Annotated in this window: 13 protein-coding genes; 5 read left to right on the top strand and 8 right to left on the bottom strand. The window is 58.4% G+C overall.

The genetic code is table 11. The features are described 5' to 3' along the window. The first annotated feature begins 578 nt into the window (after positions 1–578). Complete coding sequence (locus ACR0K4_RS00380; RefSeq protein ID WP_480852409.1) at positions 579–1367, top strand: phosphatase PAP2 family protein; 789 nt, start codon at positions 579–581, stop codon at positions 1365–1367. Positions 1368–1370: 3 nt separating this feature from the next. Here the strand turns inward: ACR0K4_RS00380 and ACR0K4_RS00375 are convergent, their stop codons facing one another. Beyond that, on the bottom strand, positions 1371–1958 hold the full coding sequence (locus ACR0K4_RS00375) for a riboflavin synthase (RefSeq protein WP_480852408.1): 588 nt from the start codon (positions 1956–1958) through the stop codon (positions 1371–1373). A gap of 139 nt (positions 1959–2097) precedes the next feature. Here ACR0K4_RS00375 and ACR0K4_RS00370 point away from each other — a divergent pair, with 139 nt between their 5' ends. The 3 genes from ACR0K4_RS00370 to ACR0K4_RS00360 all read left to right on the top strand — a co-directional run bounded on the left by ACR0K4_RS00370 (position 2098) and on the right by ACR0K4_RS00360 (position 6613). Next, complete coding sequence (locus ACR0K4_RS00370) at positions 2098–3396, top strand: capsule biosynthesis protein (RefSeq protein ID WP_480852407.1); 1299 nt, start codon at positions 2098–2100, stop codon at positions 3394–3396. Positions 3397–3476: 80 nt separating this feature from the next. Further along, the gene (locus ACR0K4_RS00365; RefSeq protein WP_480515813.1) at positions 3477–4610 is read left to right on the top strand and encodes a polysaccharide biosynthesis/export family protein; all 1134 of its coding nucleotides are present in this window, start codon (positions 3477–3479) and stop codon (positions 4608–4610) included. Further along, positions 4610–6613 carry a capsular polysaccharide biosynthesis protein gene (locus ACR0K4_RS00360; protein WP_480852405.1) on the top strand — a complete coding sequence of 668 codons (2004 nt, stop codon included), beginning with the start codon at positions 4610–4612 and terminating at the stop codon, positions 6611–6613. The genes ACR0K4_RS00365 and ACR0K4_RS00360 overlap by 1 nt, the downstream gene beginning before the upstream one ends. Before the next feature lie 2 nt (positions 6614–6615). Here ACR0K4_RS00360 and ribD read toward each other — a convergent pair whose 3' ends face one another. From ribD to ACR0K4_RS00340, 4 genes are all read right to left on the bottom strand, one after another. After that, the gene (ribD, locus tag ACR0K4_RS00355; protein ID WP_480515815.1) at positions 6616–7716 is read right to left on the bottom strand and encodes a bifunctional diaminohydroxyphosphoribosylaminopyrimidine deaminase/5-amino-6-(5-phosphoribosylamino)uracil reductase RibD; all 1101 of its coding nucleotides are present in this window, start codon (positions 7714–7716) and stop codon (positions 6616–6618) included. Further along, positions 7713–8183, bottom strand: coding sequence for a transcriptional regulator NrdR (gene nrdR, locus ACR0K4_RS00350; RefSeq protein WP_170792101.1), 471 nt, complete (start codon positions 8181–8183; stop codon positions 7713–7715). The genes ribD and nrdR overlap by 4 nt, the downstream gene beginning before the upstream one ends. A 119-nt stretch (positions 8184–8302) precedes the next feature. Continuing rightward, the gene (locus ACR0K4_RS00345) at positions 8303–8716 is read right to left on the bottom strand and encodes a secondary thiamine-phosphate synthase enzyme YjbQ (RefSeq protein ID WP_480852404.1); all 414 of its coding nucleotides are present in this window, start codon (positions 8714–8716) and stop codon (positions 8303–8305) included. A 14-nt stretch (positions 8717–8730) separates the two neighbouring features. After that, positions 8731–9132, bottom strand: a complete 402-nt coding sequence (locus ACR0K4_RS00340) for a hypothetical protein (RefSeq protein WP_480515817.1) — start codon at positions 9130–9132, stop codon at positions 8731–8733. 482 nt (positions 9133–9614) lie between these two features. Here ACR0K4_RS00340 and ACR0K4_RS00335 point away from each other — a divergent pair, with 482 nt between their 5' ends. Next, positions 9615–10637, top strand: coding sequence for an AraC family transcriptional regulator (locus tag ACR0K4_RS00335; RefSeq protein ID WP_480852403.1), 1023 nt, complete (start codon positions 9615–9617; stop codon positions 10635–10637). 207 nt (positions 10638–10844) lie between these two features. Here ACR0K4_RS00335 and rpoD read toward each other — a convergent pair whose 3' ends face one another. The 3 genes from rpoD to ACR0K4_RS00320 all read right to left on the bottom strand — a co-directional run bounded on the left by rpoD (position 10845) and on the right by ACR0K4_RS00320 (position 15234). Continuing rightward, entirely contained in the window at positions 10845–12833 is a 1989-nt protein-coding gene (gene rpoD, locus ACR0K4_RS00330) for an RNA polymerase sigma factor RpoD (protein ID WP_480515819.1), read from the bottom strand. 114 nt (positions 12834–12947) lie between these two features. Then, positions 12948–14897, bottom strand: coding sequence for a DNA primase (gene dnaG / locus ACR0K4_RS00325; protein WP_480852402.1), 1950 nt, complete (start codon positions 14895–14897; stop codon positions 12948–12950). 1 nt (position 14898) lies between these two features. After that, on the bottom strand, positions 14899–15234 hold the full coding sequence (locus ACR0K4_RS00320) for a hypothetical protein (protein WP_480515821.1): 336 nt from the start codon (positions 15232–15234) through the stop codon (positions 14899–14901). Between the last annotated feature and the right edge of the window lie 8 nt (positions 15235–15242).

Below are 15242 nucleotides of genomic sequence, written 5' to 3'. Positions count from 1 at the left end.
GGCAGCCTTTCACAGAGCGTTATTGTAAGGCGGGATAGACCAGCGCGGTCGCGATTACCAGAGTGCAACCACAAGGTTTCAACCGTATTCGGGGCTTTCACTGCCGCGCAAGGCGCCCCGAGGCGATGGGTCGGTCGGCTTCCTTTGTCAGGTCGGTTTTGCCGTAACGACTCAATTGTTCACTCAAAAGGAAATTTCACGTCAAACCGGCGGGCATTGTCCGCAAATTGCCCAATTCTGGCCTTTGGGTGGCCTCAGACTGAATCCAGCCAGAATATGCTGCGCACCATTTAACGAGAGATTTACCAACAGTGACGTATTCTTCCGAATTACAGGTCAGCAATTTCAAGCTATCCGGAACAATCAGACGAAACAGATTGTTGTTTTCAGTAATGGGCTTACACGTGATCGGAGGCATCGCGGTCAGCCTTTATCTTGGTCAATCGTTTTGGACGTCAACGGCGCCAAAAGTCTTCAATTCCTTCCGTGTTCTCACCCTGTTCATGATCGCCAATTTCTTTCTTTGGCGGTTCGCTGTGGCGGTTTTCAAGGTTCGGCCACAAAAGCCGATCCAATGGATGATCAATGATGCCCGTTCCATCCTGTCGCATCGCGACAGAAACCTGGATTTCGCAGCCGGGTACCTGAGCATAGCCGTGCTGATATGCACATTTTCATACATAAAGGACGTCATCCCGGAAGTTAATTTTTACTCGTGGGATCCGTTCTTCGCCCAGTTAGACCGCAGCCTGCACGGCGGATATGACGTTTGGCAGATTTTGCATCCCGTACTGGGCTCGCCGTACATCACAACCCTGATAAACATGGCATACCATGGCTGGTTCATCCTGATCTACATGGCCGTTTGTCTGGCTTGCATTGACCGGAGAGACCCTAACCGCAGCATGGTTTTTCTTGTGGCTTTTGCGATGTGCTGGTCAGTTGGCGGGAACCTTCTGGCAATCATTTTCTCATCCGTCGGACCAGTCTACTATCAGGCCTTCGGGTTCGGAGACCTCTATGTCCAACAATTGGAGTTGTTGGAACAGTCTCATGCAATCAGCCCGGTCTGGGCCCTGGAGTGGCATCAAAAACTACTGGACGGTCACTTTAACGATGGGCCGATCAAAGGGATTTCGGCAATGCCGAGTATGCATGTCGCAACCAGCGTTGTGCTTGCCCTGTATGGGTTTACATATTCACGCTGGCTGGGCTGGGCGCTGACCGCTTTTGCAGTTGTCATTGTGTTGGGATCGGTACATCTGGCATGGCATTATGCCGTCGACGGCTACGCCGCAACCGCGCTTGCTGTCCTTCTCTGGTGGCTGGCCAAAATGCTGACCGCGCGTTTCGGGCCAACGACCTGAGCGTCAGGACATTTCCGCCAGACGCGCCACGTATCGCGCAAGGGTGTCAATCTCAAGGTTGATGCGATCACCGACAGCGACATCACCCCAGGTCGTGACCTCTTTGGTGTGCGGAATAAAGTTGATGCCGAACTCGCACCCATCCACATCATTCACGGTCAACGAAGTGCCATTCAGCGCAACCGAGCCTTTGGGGGCAATGAACCGCGCCAGATCACGAGGCGCACGCAAGGTCACGCGTGTGCTGTCGCCCTCGTCCTGCACTGCGATGACCTCTGCCACCCCGTCCACATGACCCGATACAATATGTCCGCCCAGTTCGTCGCCCACCTTCAGCGCGCGTTCAAGGTTAAGGCGTTTGCCAATGCGCCATGTGTCGAGATTGGTTTTCGACACCGTTTCAGCACTGATTTGCACGTCATACCAATCGTGCCCCAATGCGATCACGGTCAGGCACACGCCGTCGCTGGCGATCGAGGCCCCGATATCAATGCCGCTGGTGTCATAGCTTGTCTTGATCCGCGCCCTCAGGTCGCCCTGTTGGTCAAGCTCGGTTACTGCGCCGATATCCGTGACGATCCCTGTAAACATCTGATTAACCCTCTGCGCTTATCTTCGTAAGCCGAGGTAAAGGTCCGTGCCTCAGGCGACAAGCCCTGGCTTGCCCGGAATGCACCAAAAGGGCATATTTTTGAAACGAAACGCAGCGACAAGAAAACGAGCAGCCAGAATGGCAATACCCTCAACACAGCCCGTCCCTCGGGCGTTTCTGTTTCTTCAGGGACCACACGGGCCGTTCTTTCATCGGCTTGGCCGAATGTTGCGTTTTGCGGGCTGCAAGGTCTGGCGCGTCGGCTTCAATGCCGGGGACCAAGCCTTTTGGCGGGACCGCGGCAGCTACATTCCCTATCTGGGCAGGCCTGACGCCTGGCCGGACACGTTTAGTGGGTTACTCGACACGCACCAGATCACGGACATCGTTTTGTATGGCGACACGCGCCCGGTCCATGCACAGGCAATCAGAATTGCGCGGGCGCGTGGTATCACCGTGCATGTTTTTGAGGAAGGATATCTGCGCCCCTGGTGGGTGACGTATGAGAGGAATGGCTCAAACGGCAATTCGAGACTGATGGATTTGGATGTGTCCCAGATGCGGGCCGCGCTGGAACAGTCGGAAACCCCGTCGGCACCGCCCCCGTCCCATTGGGGGGATATGCGCCAGCATATCTTCTATGGCGCGGCATACCATTGGTTCGTTCTGTTTCTGAACCGACGATACCGTAATTTCCGCACTCACCGCGAGCTGTCAGTCGGCCGGGAATTCCAGCTATACTTCAAACGCTTATGCTTGATGCCGCTACACAGAATTCAGCGCGGCGTGGCCACCGCACGGGTCCGGCGTGGCGGGTTCCCGTACCATTTGGCGCTGTTGCAACTGGGGCATGACAGTTCGGTTCAGGCGCATTCCGACTATAGCTGCATGGGGGATTTCGTCGATGAGGTCGTGAAAGGGTTTGCCCGGGGTGCCCCCGCGCATCATCATCTGGTGATCAAGGAACATCCTCTGGAAAACCATCGCGAAGCATTGGGCAAAAAGGTTCGCAAGGCTGCGCGACAGCTGGGCATCGCGGACCGGGTTCACTATGTCCCGGGCGGCAAACTGGCGAAACTGCTGGATGATGCAAGTTCAGCCGTGACGATCAACTCCACAGCGGGGCAACAGGTGCTGTGGCGGGGTATCCCGTTGCGGGCATTGGGACGGTCGGTCTTCGGCAAGCCCGAATTTGTGTCGCGGCAACTTATCGATGCGTTCTTTGCTCAACCAATAGCGCCAGACAAATCCGCATACCGCACCTATCGTCAGTTTCTGCTGGAAACGAGCCAGGTGCCCGGTGGTTATTATTCGTGGCGCGGACGGCGCCAGTTGCTGCGGCGGGCCGTCGATATGATGCTGCTGGAACAGGACCCCTACCAAACCGTCCTGACCGGGACAGAGGCTCCAGCGCCACAGTTACGGGTGGTCCGATGAGCGTGCCCCACCTGTCGCTGGAAGTTATCCGGTGATCGGGCTAACATGCGAAAAATAAAGACGACTGAGGTAAATCGGCAGTGCAGTGTTTTCCAACCCGATGGATCCGGGGGGTTACCCTTGTTGCGTCCCTGTGCGTATTGGCAGCCTGCCAGCTTCCGAAATCCGGCCCAAACAAGAACCAGATCCTCTCCGGATCGGTAGAAAACGGCGGAAACGCTTTTGTGGTCGAAGTGGATGACCGCGTGACCCGCGCGACGTCCTCGGTCCCGCAATTTGGATTCTCGCAGACATTCCTAGGCGCACAGAGCGTGGCCTCGGACACCGTCCGCCCCGGTGATGTGCTGGGTCTGACTGTCTGGGAAAACGTGGAAGACGGGCTTTTGACGACGGCAACAGGTGGCGCGACCAATCTGGACGAGGTGCAGGTAGACAGCGAAGGGTATATCTTTGTCCCTTACGCGGGTCGCTTGCGGGCGGCGGGGAATACACCCGAACAGCTCCGGGCGTTGATCTCAGCCAAGCTGGAAGAACAGACGCCCGATCCGCAAGTGCAGGTAACGCGCGTGGCGGGCGATGGCTCATCTGTCTCGCTGACCGGTACAATCGGCGCGCCGGGCATTTACCCGATCGAGCGTCCGACCAGTACACTGTCGACCATGCTGGCCAAGGCAGGCGGAGTTTCCGTTTCATCGGATATCGCCATGGTCACGGTTATCCGCGGCAGCAATCGCGGAACCGTCTGGTACGAAGATCTGTTCCGCAAGCCTGAGACTGACATCGCCCTGCGCGGCGGGGATCGCATTCTGGTCGAGGAAGACAGCCGATCCTACGTCGCACTTGGGGCGACCGGCGGGCAATCCCGCGTGGCGTTTGACAGTCAGGACCTCTCAGCGCTTGAGGCTTTGGCACAGGTCGGCGGGCTGTTATCCCTGTCATCGGACCCGACCGGGATATTCATCCTGCGTCGCGAACGGCAGGACATCGCCCGCACGATCATGGGACGGCCCGACCTGCAAGGTGACCAGCGCATGATCTACCTTCTGAACCTGACGGCCCCCAACGGCCTGTTTGTCGCGCGCGATTTTGTCATCCGCGACGATGACACGATCTACGTCACAGAAGCGCCATATGCTCAGTGGAGCAAATCGATTTCATTGATCGCAGGCGGCCTGACCCCGTTTGCCAATGTGGCCACGTTGACGGGCAATTGATGCAGCACGCTGAAACGGAACAATTGGCCGGGGGTGCGCGCTCCCGGCTTTTTGTTTACAACGGCGGGTTTCTGACAAACCGCAGGCTGCGCCGCATTCTGTCGCTGAAGGGCTACGACATTCGCCTCGGCATGCCAAAAGCCGGTGACATGATCGGAGTATGGGGCAACAGCCCGACCGCGCATCGTGGCTTGCGCATGGCCGCAAAACACGACCTGCCCGTATTGCGGGTCGAGGATGCGTTTCTCAGGTCACTTTACCCCGGTCGACAGGGCGAAGCGCCCCTGGGTCTGGTGCTCGATCGAACCGGGCTGCATTTCGATTCCTCCTCCTCATCCGATCTGGAACATCTGCTTGGCACGCACCCGCTGGACGACACCGCGCTGTTGAACCGTGCGCGCGGCGGCATCGCCCGGCTGCGCGACCTGCATCTAAGCAAATACGCCGCTGTCGACACTGATCTAGCCGCTCCCGATCCCGGCTATGTTCTGGTGATCGATCAAACACAGGGCGACGCAGCGGTCGCGGCCAGCGATGGTGATCTGGCAAGGTTCCGAGAGATGTTGGTGATCGCGCAAGAGGAAAACCCAGGCGCGCGGATCATCATCAAGGCGCATCCCGAGACGGTCGCCGGGCATCGGCGCGGGCACTACTCGGAACAGGACGAAACCGACCGCATCACCATCCTGCGCGATCCGATCAGCCCGTGGGTTTTGCTGGATGGCGCGATCGCGGTGTACACCCTGTCATCCCAGCTTGGATTCGAGGCCATTCTGGCCGGGCACAAACCCCGTGTCTTTGGTCAGCCCTTTTATTCCGGGTGGGGCTTGACGCAGGATGATGTCCCTTTGACACGGCGGCAGAGAAACCTGACCCGCGCGCAGTTGTTTGCCGCCGCGATGATCCTTTATCCGACGTGGTATGATCCCTATCACGACCAGCTTTGCGAATTCGAAAGCGTTTTGAACACGCTTGAGGCGCAAACCCGCGCGTGGCGGCAAGATCGGCTGGGCTGGACGGCTTCGGGTATGCGGGTGTGGAAACGACGGCATCTGCAGAAGATGTTCGGGCGCTATGGCAAGATGACATTTACGGAAAACCCTCAGCCAAACCGTCCAACGCCCCATATGGTCTGGGCCAGTCGCGCAGGTGCGGCATCGGAAGTCATTCGGGTTGAGGACGGCTTTGTAAGGTCGCGGGGTTTGGGCGCAAATCTCGTGCCGCCGCTGTCGCTGGTGACTGATGATCTGGGTATATATTATGACCCGACCAAACCCAGCCGGTTAGAGGAATGGATCGCAACGCGCGAGACCCTGCGCCCGGATCAGGAGTTGCGCGCGGACCAGTTGAGACAGCGGCTTATCAATAATGGTATCAGCAAATACAACGCAGGCGGCGATGCCCCGGACCTGCCCAAAGGCTATCGCATTCTTGTGCCGGGACAGGTCGAAGACGATGCCTCGATCCGGTTGGGCACCAGCACGGTGCGCACCAATCTCGACCTGTTGAAAACCGCCCGTGAAACCAACCCACACGCCATTCTGATCTACAAACCGCACCCGGATGTCGAGGCGGGTCTGCGCGAGGGACACGTGGAGGCGGACGGGCTGGCAGACGTCATCGCCTCGGCCACAGACCCTGCCCGGATTTTGGCGCAGGTCGACGAAGTGTGGACCATGACCTCGCTTCTGGGCTTCGAGGCCTTGCTTCGGGGTATTCCGGTGACAACGCTGGGTGCTCCGTTTTACGCCGGTTGGGGTCTGACGCGGGATCTGGGGGCAGTTCCCGCGCGGCGCGGGGCGCATCCGTCGCTGTCGGGCCTGGTTCACGCCACCTTGATCGACTACCCGCGCTATTACGACCCCGTCACGCAATTGCCCTGCCCTGTCGAGGTCGTCATTGACCGGCTGGCCACGGGAGATGTGCCGCCTTCAGGTCGGTTTAACCGGGCTCTGTCAAAGGTGCAGGGCGCGCTGGCCTCACATGCCGGTATCTGGCGCTGAGGTTATCTGGTCGAACGCCGCCACCTGTGCAGAACATCCTTACCGACGACCTGCGTTTCAATCAGATCGAACCGTGGCGCGTCGGTCAGGGTTTCCAGTCCAAGGGCCCCAATCGCCGACAGGCCTTCAGCCCCAATGGTCAGACCTGCGGTGAAGCCCACAAGCTCGTCAACCAGATCATCCGCCAACAAGGATGCCGCCAGAGCCGAGCCGCCCTCGCAAAACACGCGGGTCAGGCCCGCATGCCCCAATTGCTGAAGCAAATCTGCCGCGTCAATCTGATGATCGCGCAATGCACATGGGATCAGCCGTGCGCCCAAGCCCTGCCAGGTTCGGGCACGCTCGGCATCCGGGTGCGGGCCATGGCACAACCAGACGGGAACATCAGACGCGGTCCGCGCCAATTGCCCCAACAGCGGAATGTCCAGATGACGGGACACCACGACACGCACCGGTTGCCGGTCGATGCCAAGATCGCGCACAGTAAGTGATGGATCATCTGCCCGTGCCGTTCCGGCCCCTACAACAACCGCATCATGTCGGGCCCGCATGGCATGAACGGCACGCCGCGCCTGAGGCCCCGTGATCCACTGGCTATGCCCGGTTTCCGTTGCAATCCGGCCATCAAAGCTGCTGGCCAGTTTCAAGGTCACAAAGGGGCGTCCCTGCTCGATTTTCAGGAAGAAACCGGCATGATCGCGTGCGGCTTGATCCGTCAAAACTCCTGTCGAGACCTCGACCCCCGCCATGCGCAACATCTGAAAGCCCTGCCCTGCCACACGTGGATCACTGTCTTCCATCGGTGACACCACACGGGTGATCCCAGCGTCAATCAAAGCCTGCGCGCAGGGCGGCGTTCTGCCATGATGTGCACAAGGCTCCAACGACACATAGGCGGTTGCTCCCTGTGCGGCCTCACCAGCCTGCGCGAGCGCCTCGGTTTCCGCGTGCGGGCGACCACCCGGCTGGGTCCACCCACGACCGACAATGCGACCGCCGCGCACCACGACACACCCGACAGACGGGTTGGGCCAGCTTTGCCCCTGTCCACGCCGCCCCAAAGACAGGGCCAGCGCCATATATCGCTTATCTGTTTCGCTCACTCATCCGTCGAGGGCTGCGGCGGGCGCAACTCGTGGACAAACTCCTCGAAATCATCGGCCGCCTGGAAATTCTTGTAGACACTTGCAAAGCGAACATATGCAACCGTGTCAATCCGGGCCAGCGCCTCCATGACGATTTCGCCGATTTTGTTGGACGGGATATCCGTCTCACCCATGCTTTCCAGACGCCGCACAATGCCCGAGATCATCTGGTCGATCCGATCCGGTTCGATGGGCCGTTTCTGCATCGAGATGCGGATCGAGCGTTCCAGCTTGTCGCGGTCAAAATCTTCGCGTTTGCCATTGGTCTTGATCACCACCAGATCGCGCAGTTGCACCCGTTCATAGGTGGTAAACCGGCCGCCACACGCGGGGCAGAACCTACGCCTACGGATTGCCACGTGATCCTCCGCCGGGCGTGAATCCTTGACCTGAGTGTCGATATTTCCGCAAAACGGGCAGCGCATCCGCCGTCTCCTCGTCCCTAGCTCACCTCTTTTTGTAAGCGCTGTGGCCTACTTATCCACAACTATAGGGCAGCCGCTAGGGTTTGGGTAGTCGGAATTTCCCACCGCAAAATAAAGGGTCAGCCAAAATGCGCTGCAATCTTGCGGACATGTGGGGCAGTGCGGTGTTCGAAAAGGTAAATGCCCTGCCATGTGCCCAAAGCCATCTGGCCGCCAGATACCGGGATCGATAAGGATACCGGCATCATGGCGGCCTTGATATGTGCAGGCATGTCATCGGAGCCTTCATAGGTGTGGCGCAGATACGCCATGGCCGGGTGTGTCGAGGGGGGCACCAACCGGTCAAAGAAAGCCCGCAAGTCTGTCTGCACTTCGGGGTCCGCGTTTTCCTGTATCAAAAGCGAACAAGATGTATGGCGGACAAAAAGGGTCAGCAGACCGTTGCCATCGACCGGCGCAAGCAAACGCCGAACGTCCGAAGTGAACTCATAAAGTCCGGCCCCATTTGTCGAAACAGATAGTTCGGTCTGCAATGCGTGTATCGCCTTTAGTCACTCAAGATAAGCCGGCGGTCGCAAAAGCTTGTGGCTTTTTGGACCGTCATGCTTTGCCCCGGTTTAAAGCCGATCTCAACAAAACTGGTGGATTGCGGCACGTCTTTCGGAGGCACGATTGAGAACTCGACCGAAGTCCGCCGACCAGTCGCCTTGCTTGGCCCGTATCCGCGTACCACATAGATGCGTTGTTTCCAGCCTGCACCCAATGCTCGACGCGCGTAGTCCGCTGCCGCGCACCAATACCCGTCCACATCGCGTCGCGAACGCGGAATAACCTCGAACTCGGTCGCCGTCAGGCCAACTTTCTGAAAGCCAAATCCAAAAGTGTTGGCGGCGGCGGGAGTGCTCAGCGCCAATGCGGCGATTAACGCTCCGAAAATCTTTTGTTTCATCGTTAACATCATCCTGTATTACCTGATCTGAAGATAGGACTTCTCACCGTAGGAAACACCAATACTCACGCTCAATTCAGGTTGGTCATGTCAAGACGTGAGCGGGCGTCAGATATCAGGAAAACCTCGTGAACACCCGCCCTTGACGTAGTTTGCACGGCTTTCCAGCCGATTTCAAACCACATATTGCGAGCCGGGAAGAGTAAACTGGATACAGTCAGAGATTGCGTGTCGGGGAACCTTTCGGCGCGGCTTGGTGGACCGTCCCGCTCCGGCTCTGACCGCATCCCCATCCGGCGTTGACCCGACACCTGCTGTAACATAGCCAAACGTCCGGTCAGGGTATTGTGCGTTTCAGCCAGTTTTTTGCGAACTTCAGACAAATGTCCCGCAACTGTTTTGCGCAGCAGGCGGTTCGTCGTATAAAGTGGCATGTAATCAAAGAGATTTTAGACTGATCAGATCGCCAGGTGGCCTAACCAATGGACGTCGATATTTCACGAGTGCAAGTTTTGGCCAAGGCGTTGGAGCAGCAAACAGGTGATCCCCCGGCCGTGGATCGCGCGCTGGACAGCGCTGGGCTGTCCCGCTCTGACCTGGCACCTCCGACGACCCATTGTAGCATTCATAACGAAGCGCAGTTTGTGCGCTATGCCTGCGATATGGTCGGGGACGTAACGTTTGGCGCTCGGGCAGGGCTTGAATTCACATATTCGTCCAGCGTGACGGCCTATATCAGTAAATACTCGCGCGACCTGAAACAGGTCCTGGAAAACACAGCCCGCTTTCACGGCATCATTGATCCAGCGCTTGCCTTCAGCCTGAACATCTCGGGAAACGCGGCGACGCTTGAGGGGCGTTGGAAAGATCCCGGCTTTTCACGCTATCACCGCCGGACCGAGTTCCTTCTGTTCGCAGGCGTCGCCCGGATGCGCGCGCTGACGCAGGTCAACTTGCATCCGATCGAAGTACGGTTCCAGCACGAGGTCGGGCAACATGCCGTAAAATATGAAAAGATCGGCGGGTTTCCGGTAACCTTCGGTGCGGAGTGCCCCGAGATCATTCTGCCTCTGCCCTCTCTCGACTTGGCCGTGCCCACCTTTGACCCAAGTCTGCGGGCCCATCTTCTGGAATATGGCGAACGGTTGCTGGCTGATCGCAGTTCACCAAAGCTAAGGACATGCGGTAAGGTCGAGGGCCTGATCACGCGATCCCTGCCCGGTGGCATCATTCAGGCCGAAGAAGTAGCAGCAGAACTGGGGCTGAGCCCACGCACCCTGGCACGTCGTCTGGCTGATGAAGGCACCAGCTACCGCAGCATCGTGGATGACCTGCGCTGCGATCTGGCGCAGACGTTCATCAAGAACGGCATGAACCTGTCCGAGATTTCCTATGCTCTGGGCTATGCCGATCAGGCTGCGTTTTCGACAGCTTTCAAGCGTTGGACCGGACAGGCCCCCAGCAATTTCCGCAAACGCGTGGATCACCCGCTGTCTTCAGAGTGATGGTGGCCGGGGGTCATCAGCAAGTCACCTCGCCCCGGCCTGTCCCGTGAGTGGACATCTTGCATATAGAAGGCCCCACTCTTTGCACCTTGTGACTTCTCGCCAATTTGATCCGAGGTTCCGCCAACGTGAACATGCGTGTTGGCTTGTCTACACCATAGAAAAAGGCGCCCCGACCAGAGGCGCCTTTTTCAACATGTACCGAGCCTACTGATCCAGGAAGGATCGCAGTTTTCGCGACCGGCTGGGATGTTTCAGCTTGCGCAGCGCTTTCGCCTCGATCTGACGGATACGTTCGCGGGTCACGCTGAACTGCTGGCCGACCTCTTCCAGCGTATGGTCGGTGTTCATGCCGATACCAAAACGCATCCGCAGAACCCGCTCCTCACGCGGCGTAAGCGAGGCCAGAACGCGGGTCGTCGTTTCCTTGAGGTTCTCCTGAATGGCGCTGTCCAGCGGCAGCACAGCATTCTTGTCCTCGATAAAATCACCCAGTTGGCTGTCTTCCTCATCGCCAATCGGCGTCTCAAGGCTGATCGGCTCTTTGGCGATTTTCATCACCTTGCGCACCTTCTCAAGCGGCATCTGCAGCTTTTCAGCCAGTTCCTCCGGCGTCGGCTCGCGTCCGATTTCGTGCAGCATCTGGCGACCGGTCCGCACCAGCTTGTTGATCGTTTCGATCATATGAACCGGAATACGGATGGTGCGCGCCTGATCCGCGATAGACCGCGTGATCGCCTGACGGATCCACCATGTCGCATAGGTCGAGAACTTATAGCCACGGCGGTATTCGAACTTGTCCACCGCCTTCATCAGGCCGATGTTACCTTCCTGAATAAGATCAAGGAATTGCAGGCCGCGGTTCGTGTATTTTTTGGCGATTGAGATCACAAGACGCAGGTTGGCTTCGACCATTTCCTTCTTGGCCTGCCGGGCCTCTTTCTCGCCCTTCTGAACTTGCTGCACGATGCGGCGGAATTCAGGAATATCCAGACCCACATATTGCCCGACCTGAGCCATATCGTTGCGCAGTTCCTCAACCTTGTCGGTTGAGCGTTCGATGAACATCTGCCAGCCCCGGCCCGGCTTTTCCGCCATCTCGGACAGCCAGTTCGGGTCCAGTTCGCGGCCACGGTATGCGTCGATAAACTCGCGACGGTTGATACGGGCCTGGTCGGCCAGTTTCACCATCGCACTGTCCAGCGACATGACGCGGCGGTTGATGCCATAGAGCTGGTCAATCAGAGCTTCGATCCGGTTGTTGTGCAGGTGAAGCCCGTTCACCAGTTCCACAATCTCGGCGCGCAGTTTCTGATAGGTCTCTTCGTCTTTTTCGCTGAACGTGCCGTCTTCGTTCAGGGTGGCCGAAATCCGGCTGTCCTGCATTTCCGACAGCATTGCAAAATCGGTCGAGATTCGTTCCAGCGTGGTTAGAACCTGATCTTTCAGGGCAGCTTCCATCGCGGCCAGCGACATATTGGCCTGATCGTCTTCGTCATCGTCGTCGTCGTTGGCAATCGGATTGCCGTCGGCGTCCAGTTCCGGGCCAGTGTCTTTTTCCGGCTTCGCCGCCTGAACGGCCGAGGTGTCAACGACCGGCTCCTGCACGTCGCCATCTTCGTCCATCTGGTTGCCAAAGGTGGTTTCCAAATCGATGACATCGCGCAGCAGAATGTCTTCGGACAGCAATTCGTCGTGCCAGATGGTGATCGCCTGGAAGGTCAGAGGGCTTTCGCAGAGGCCCGCGATCATCGTGTTGCGACCCGCTTCGATCCGCTTGGCGATGGCAATCTCGCCCTCGCGGCTCAGCAGTTCGACCGATCCCATCTCGCGCAGATACATGCGCACGGGATCGTCGGTGCGATCCAGCTTTTCGGTCTGCCCGCTCGACAGCGCAACCTCACGGTTGGTGTCCGTGGTGACCAGTTCGGTCGAGCCTTTGTTCTCTTCTTCTTCGGCTTCTTCATCTTCGATGATGTTGATGCCCATCTCGGACAGCATCGACATCACGTCTTCGATCTGTTCCGAGCTCACCTGATCAGGCGGCAGCACCTGATTGAGCTGGTCGTATGTGATGTAGCCTTTCTCGCGGGCCTCGGCGATCATCTTCTTGACCTGGGCCTGGCTCATGTCCAGCGAGATTTCCTGTTCCTGCTCGTCGGATTTGCGGTCTTCGTTCGTATCCTTGGCGGCCATTCAATGCTCCTGCAGGGATGGGTGATTCGTTAGGTCCGAATCATTAGCGCGTAGAAGTGATTCGGCCACCCGTTTACCCGTTTTTCTTTTCCAGTGCCTTACGAAAACACCAGTTTACCGGCGTTTCCGCTCGAAATTGATACCAGACATGATGGCTTCAAACGCGTCTTTCTCGTCGCGGTTGATTCGCGCACCATTGTCGGCGATGTCGAAAACGGCCCTGTCCTCATTCTGGCTGCGGCTTGTACGGTTGCGCTCTTCGGCGGCTTGTGCCAGCCGGTATGTCAGCGCCTCATCGGCCAGATCAGACAACTCCTCCGCCGCTTCGGCAATCTCAGCATCCAACCCCCGGAGCGCTTTGATCTTTGCGAGTTCCTCGGCCAGCGTCATCTCGGCCTTTTCAACGTCGCCCGGTTTATACACACAGGGGATCACAGCGACATGGCGAAGGGCCAGCAGGTTTTCAAGGGGTTCAGGCCCCAAAACCTGCATGATGTGGTCTTGCAGGTTTTCAGGATCGTCGATCGCGTGCCGCAGGATCGCGCCGCGCAGCGCCGCGTGGTCGGGATCGTGGCACTCCATTTCTTCCAATTGGGTTTCGAATTGCACCACAACCTGCGGATTTAAAATGGCAATTGCCAGAATGGCCGCCTCACGCAGTTGGATATCCGCGTTCTCGGCCGAGGCCAGAAACGACGCCCGCGCGCCCGGTGTCGCAGGCTGCGCCTGCGGTTGCCACTTGCCACGCGGCTGCCATTGGCGATTTGACGATTGTCGCTGCGGGCGAAACAATTGCCAGCGCAAGTCCTTAATTTCCTGCCCGTAATGGGACCGGATTGAGGGATCGCGGATCAGCTTGATCTTCTCACGCAGCGACTTGTCCAAAGCCGCCTTGCGCTCGGGGCTGTCAAAGACCTTGCCGTCGGTCTCACGCTGCCACAGCAGCTTGACCATCGGTATCGCGCCTTCCAGCACCGCTTGTACCGCCCCCGGCCCTTCGGCGCGTAACAGGTCGTCAGGATCCTTGCCTTCGGGCATCAGGGCGAACCGCAGAGACTTGCCCGCCTCCAGCAGCGGCAGCGCCAGATCAACGGCCCGCATCGCGGCACGCAGGCCCGCCGTGTCGCCATCCAGCGCGATGATCGGCTCATCAGAAATACGCCAGAGCAGTTGCAACTGATGTTCGGTGATCGCCGTTCCCAAGGGTGCGACCGACGCACCAAACCCGGCCTCGGCCAGCGCGATCACATCCATATACCCTTCGGCCACGATCAACGGTTGCCCCTTCCCGGCCGCCTGCCGCGCGGGGCCGTGGTTATAGAGGCTGCGGCCTTTGTCGAACAGCTCGGTCTCGGGTGAGTTCAGGTATTTGGCGTTGTCATTGGGGTCCATCGCCCGACCACCAAACGCGATGCACCGCCCGCGCGGGTCGCGGATCGGGTACATGATCCGGTTGCGGAAGGTATCATAGGGCTTCTTGCCCTTGTTCGACGGCTTGGCCAGTCCGGCCCCGAGGATCAGATCCTCGGCCACGTTCTTGCCAGTCAGATGATCCCACAACGCCTGCCAGCCGTCGGGGGCAAAGCCGATCTCCCACCGATCCAGCGCCTCAGCATCCAAACCACGCCGGGTCAGGTAATCGCGCGCCGCTGCCCCTGCCCCGGTCTTCAATTGCAGACGGAAAAACTGCACCGCCTGCTCCATCACCTCGGCCAGTTGCGCACGGCGGTCTTGTTTTTCCTGCGCCTTGGGGTCGCGCGCGGGCATCGGCATCCCGGCCTCGCGCGCCAGAATCTCGACCGCTTCGATGAACGAGACATTCTCGGTCTCTTTCACGAAACTGATCGCGTCGCCTTTGGCATGGCAGCCGAAACAGTAGTAAAATCCCTTTTGGTCATCGACATGGAACGAGGCCGTCTTTTCGTGGTGAAACGGGCACGGTGCCCACATATCGCCCTTGCCCTGATTGGATTTACGCTGGTCCCACATGACCTTGCGCCCGACAACCTGAGACAGGCTGAGGCGCGTGCGCAGTTCATCCAGAAATCCGGGGGGCAGCGACATATCAGTTGTTGAGGTTGTTTTTTAGGGCCTGAATCTGATCCCAGTTATCGACGCACTGCTGATACAGCACGCCGCCAAAATCCGTCTTGCGCAGGTCCCGCCGTTTTTGCTCATACACCCAAGACGTCAATTGCGGGATCGCCGCACTGTAATTGGACGGCCATGCGGGATTGCCAGAGGCGATTGTCGCCGCAACATCCGCCTCTTTGACCCGATCCAGTCGCGCCTTCTGAATCGCACGAACGACGTCAGCCTGATAGCTGCAGCTTTCCTCTTTGGTTTCCTGCGCAAAGGCGGGTGTCGACAGAAGGATCAAGGCAAGCAATGGGCGAAACATGGCGCGGC

The organism is Ruegeria sp. K11 (assembly GCF_056531905.1).
The sequence above is the reverse complement of the archived record's forward strand: the minus strand, read 5'-3'. Positions and strand labels throughout refer to the sequence as shown.

Coding starts and splice junctions, on each gene's coding strand:
- ACR0K4_RS00380 (WP_480852409.1), top strand. CDS start 579: ATGATCAATGATGCCCGTTCCATCCTGTCGCATCGCGACAGAAACCTG.
- ACR0K4_RS00375 (WP_480852408.1), bottom strand. CDS start 1,958: ATGTTTACAGGGATCGTCACGGATATCGGCGCAGTAACCGAGCTTGAC.
- ACR0K4_RS00370 (WP_480852407.1), top strand. CDS start 2,098: ATGGCAATACCCTCAACACAGCCCGTCCCTCGGGCGTTTCTGTTTCTT.
- ACR0K4_RS00360 (WP_480852405.1), top strand. CDS start 4,610: ATGCAGCACGCTGAAACGGAACAATTGGCCGGGGGTGCGCGCTCCCGG.
- nrdR (WP_170792101.1), bottom strand. CDS start 8,183: ATGCGCTGCCCGTTTTGCGGAAATATCGACACTCAGGTCAAGGATTCA.
- ACR0K4_RS00340 (WP_480515817.1), bottom strand. CDS start 9,132: ATGAAACAAAAGATTTTCGGAGCGTTAATCGCCGCATTGGCGCTGAGC.
- ACR0K4_RS00335 (WP_480852403.1), top strand. CDS start 9,615: ATGGACGTCGATATTTCACGAGTGCAAGTTTTGGCCAAGGCGTTGGAG.
- rpoD (WP_480515819.1), bottom strand. CDS start 12,833: ATGGCCGCCAAGGATACGAACGAAGACCGCAAATCCGACGAGCAGGAA.
- dnaG (WP_480852402.1), bottom strand. CDS start 14,897: ATGTCGCTGCCCCCCGGATTTCTGGATGAACTGCGCACGCGCCTCAGC.
- ACR0K4_RS00320 (WP_480515821.1), bottom strand. CDS start 15,234: ATGTTTCGCCCATTGCTTGCCTTGATCCTTCTGTCGACACCCGCCTTT.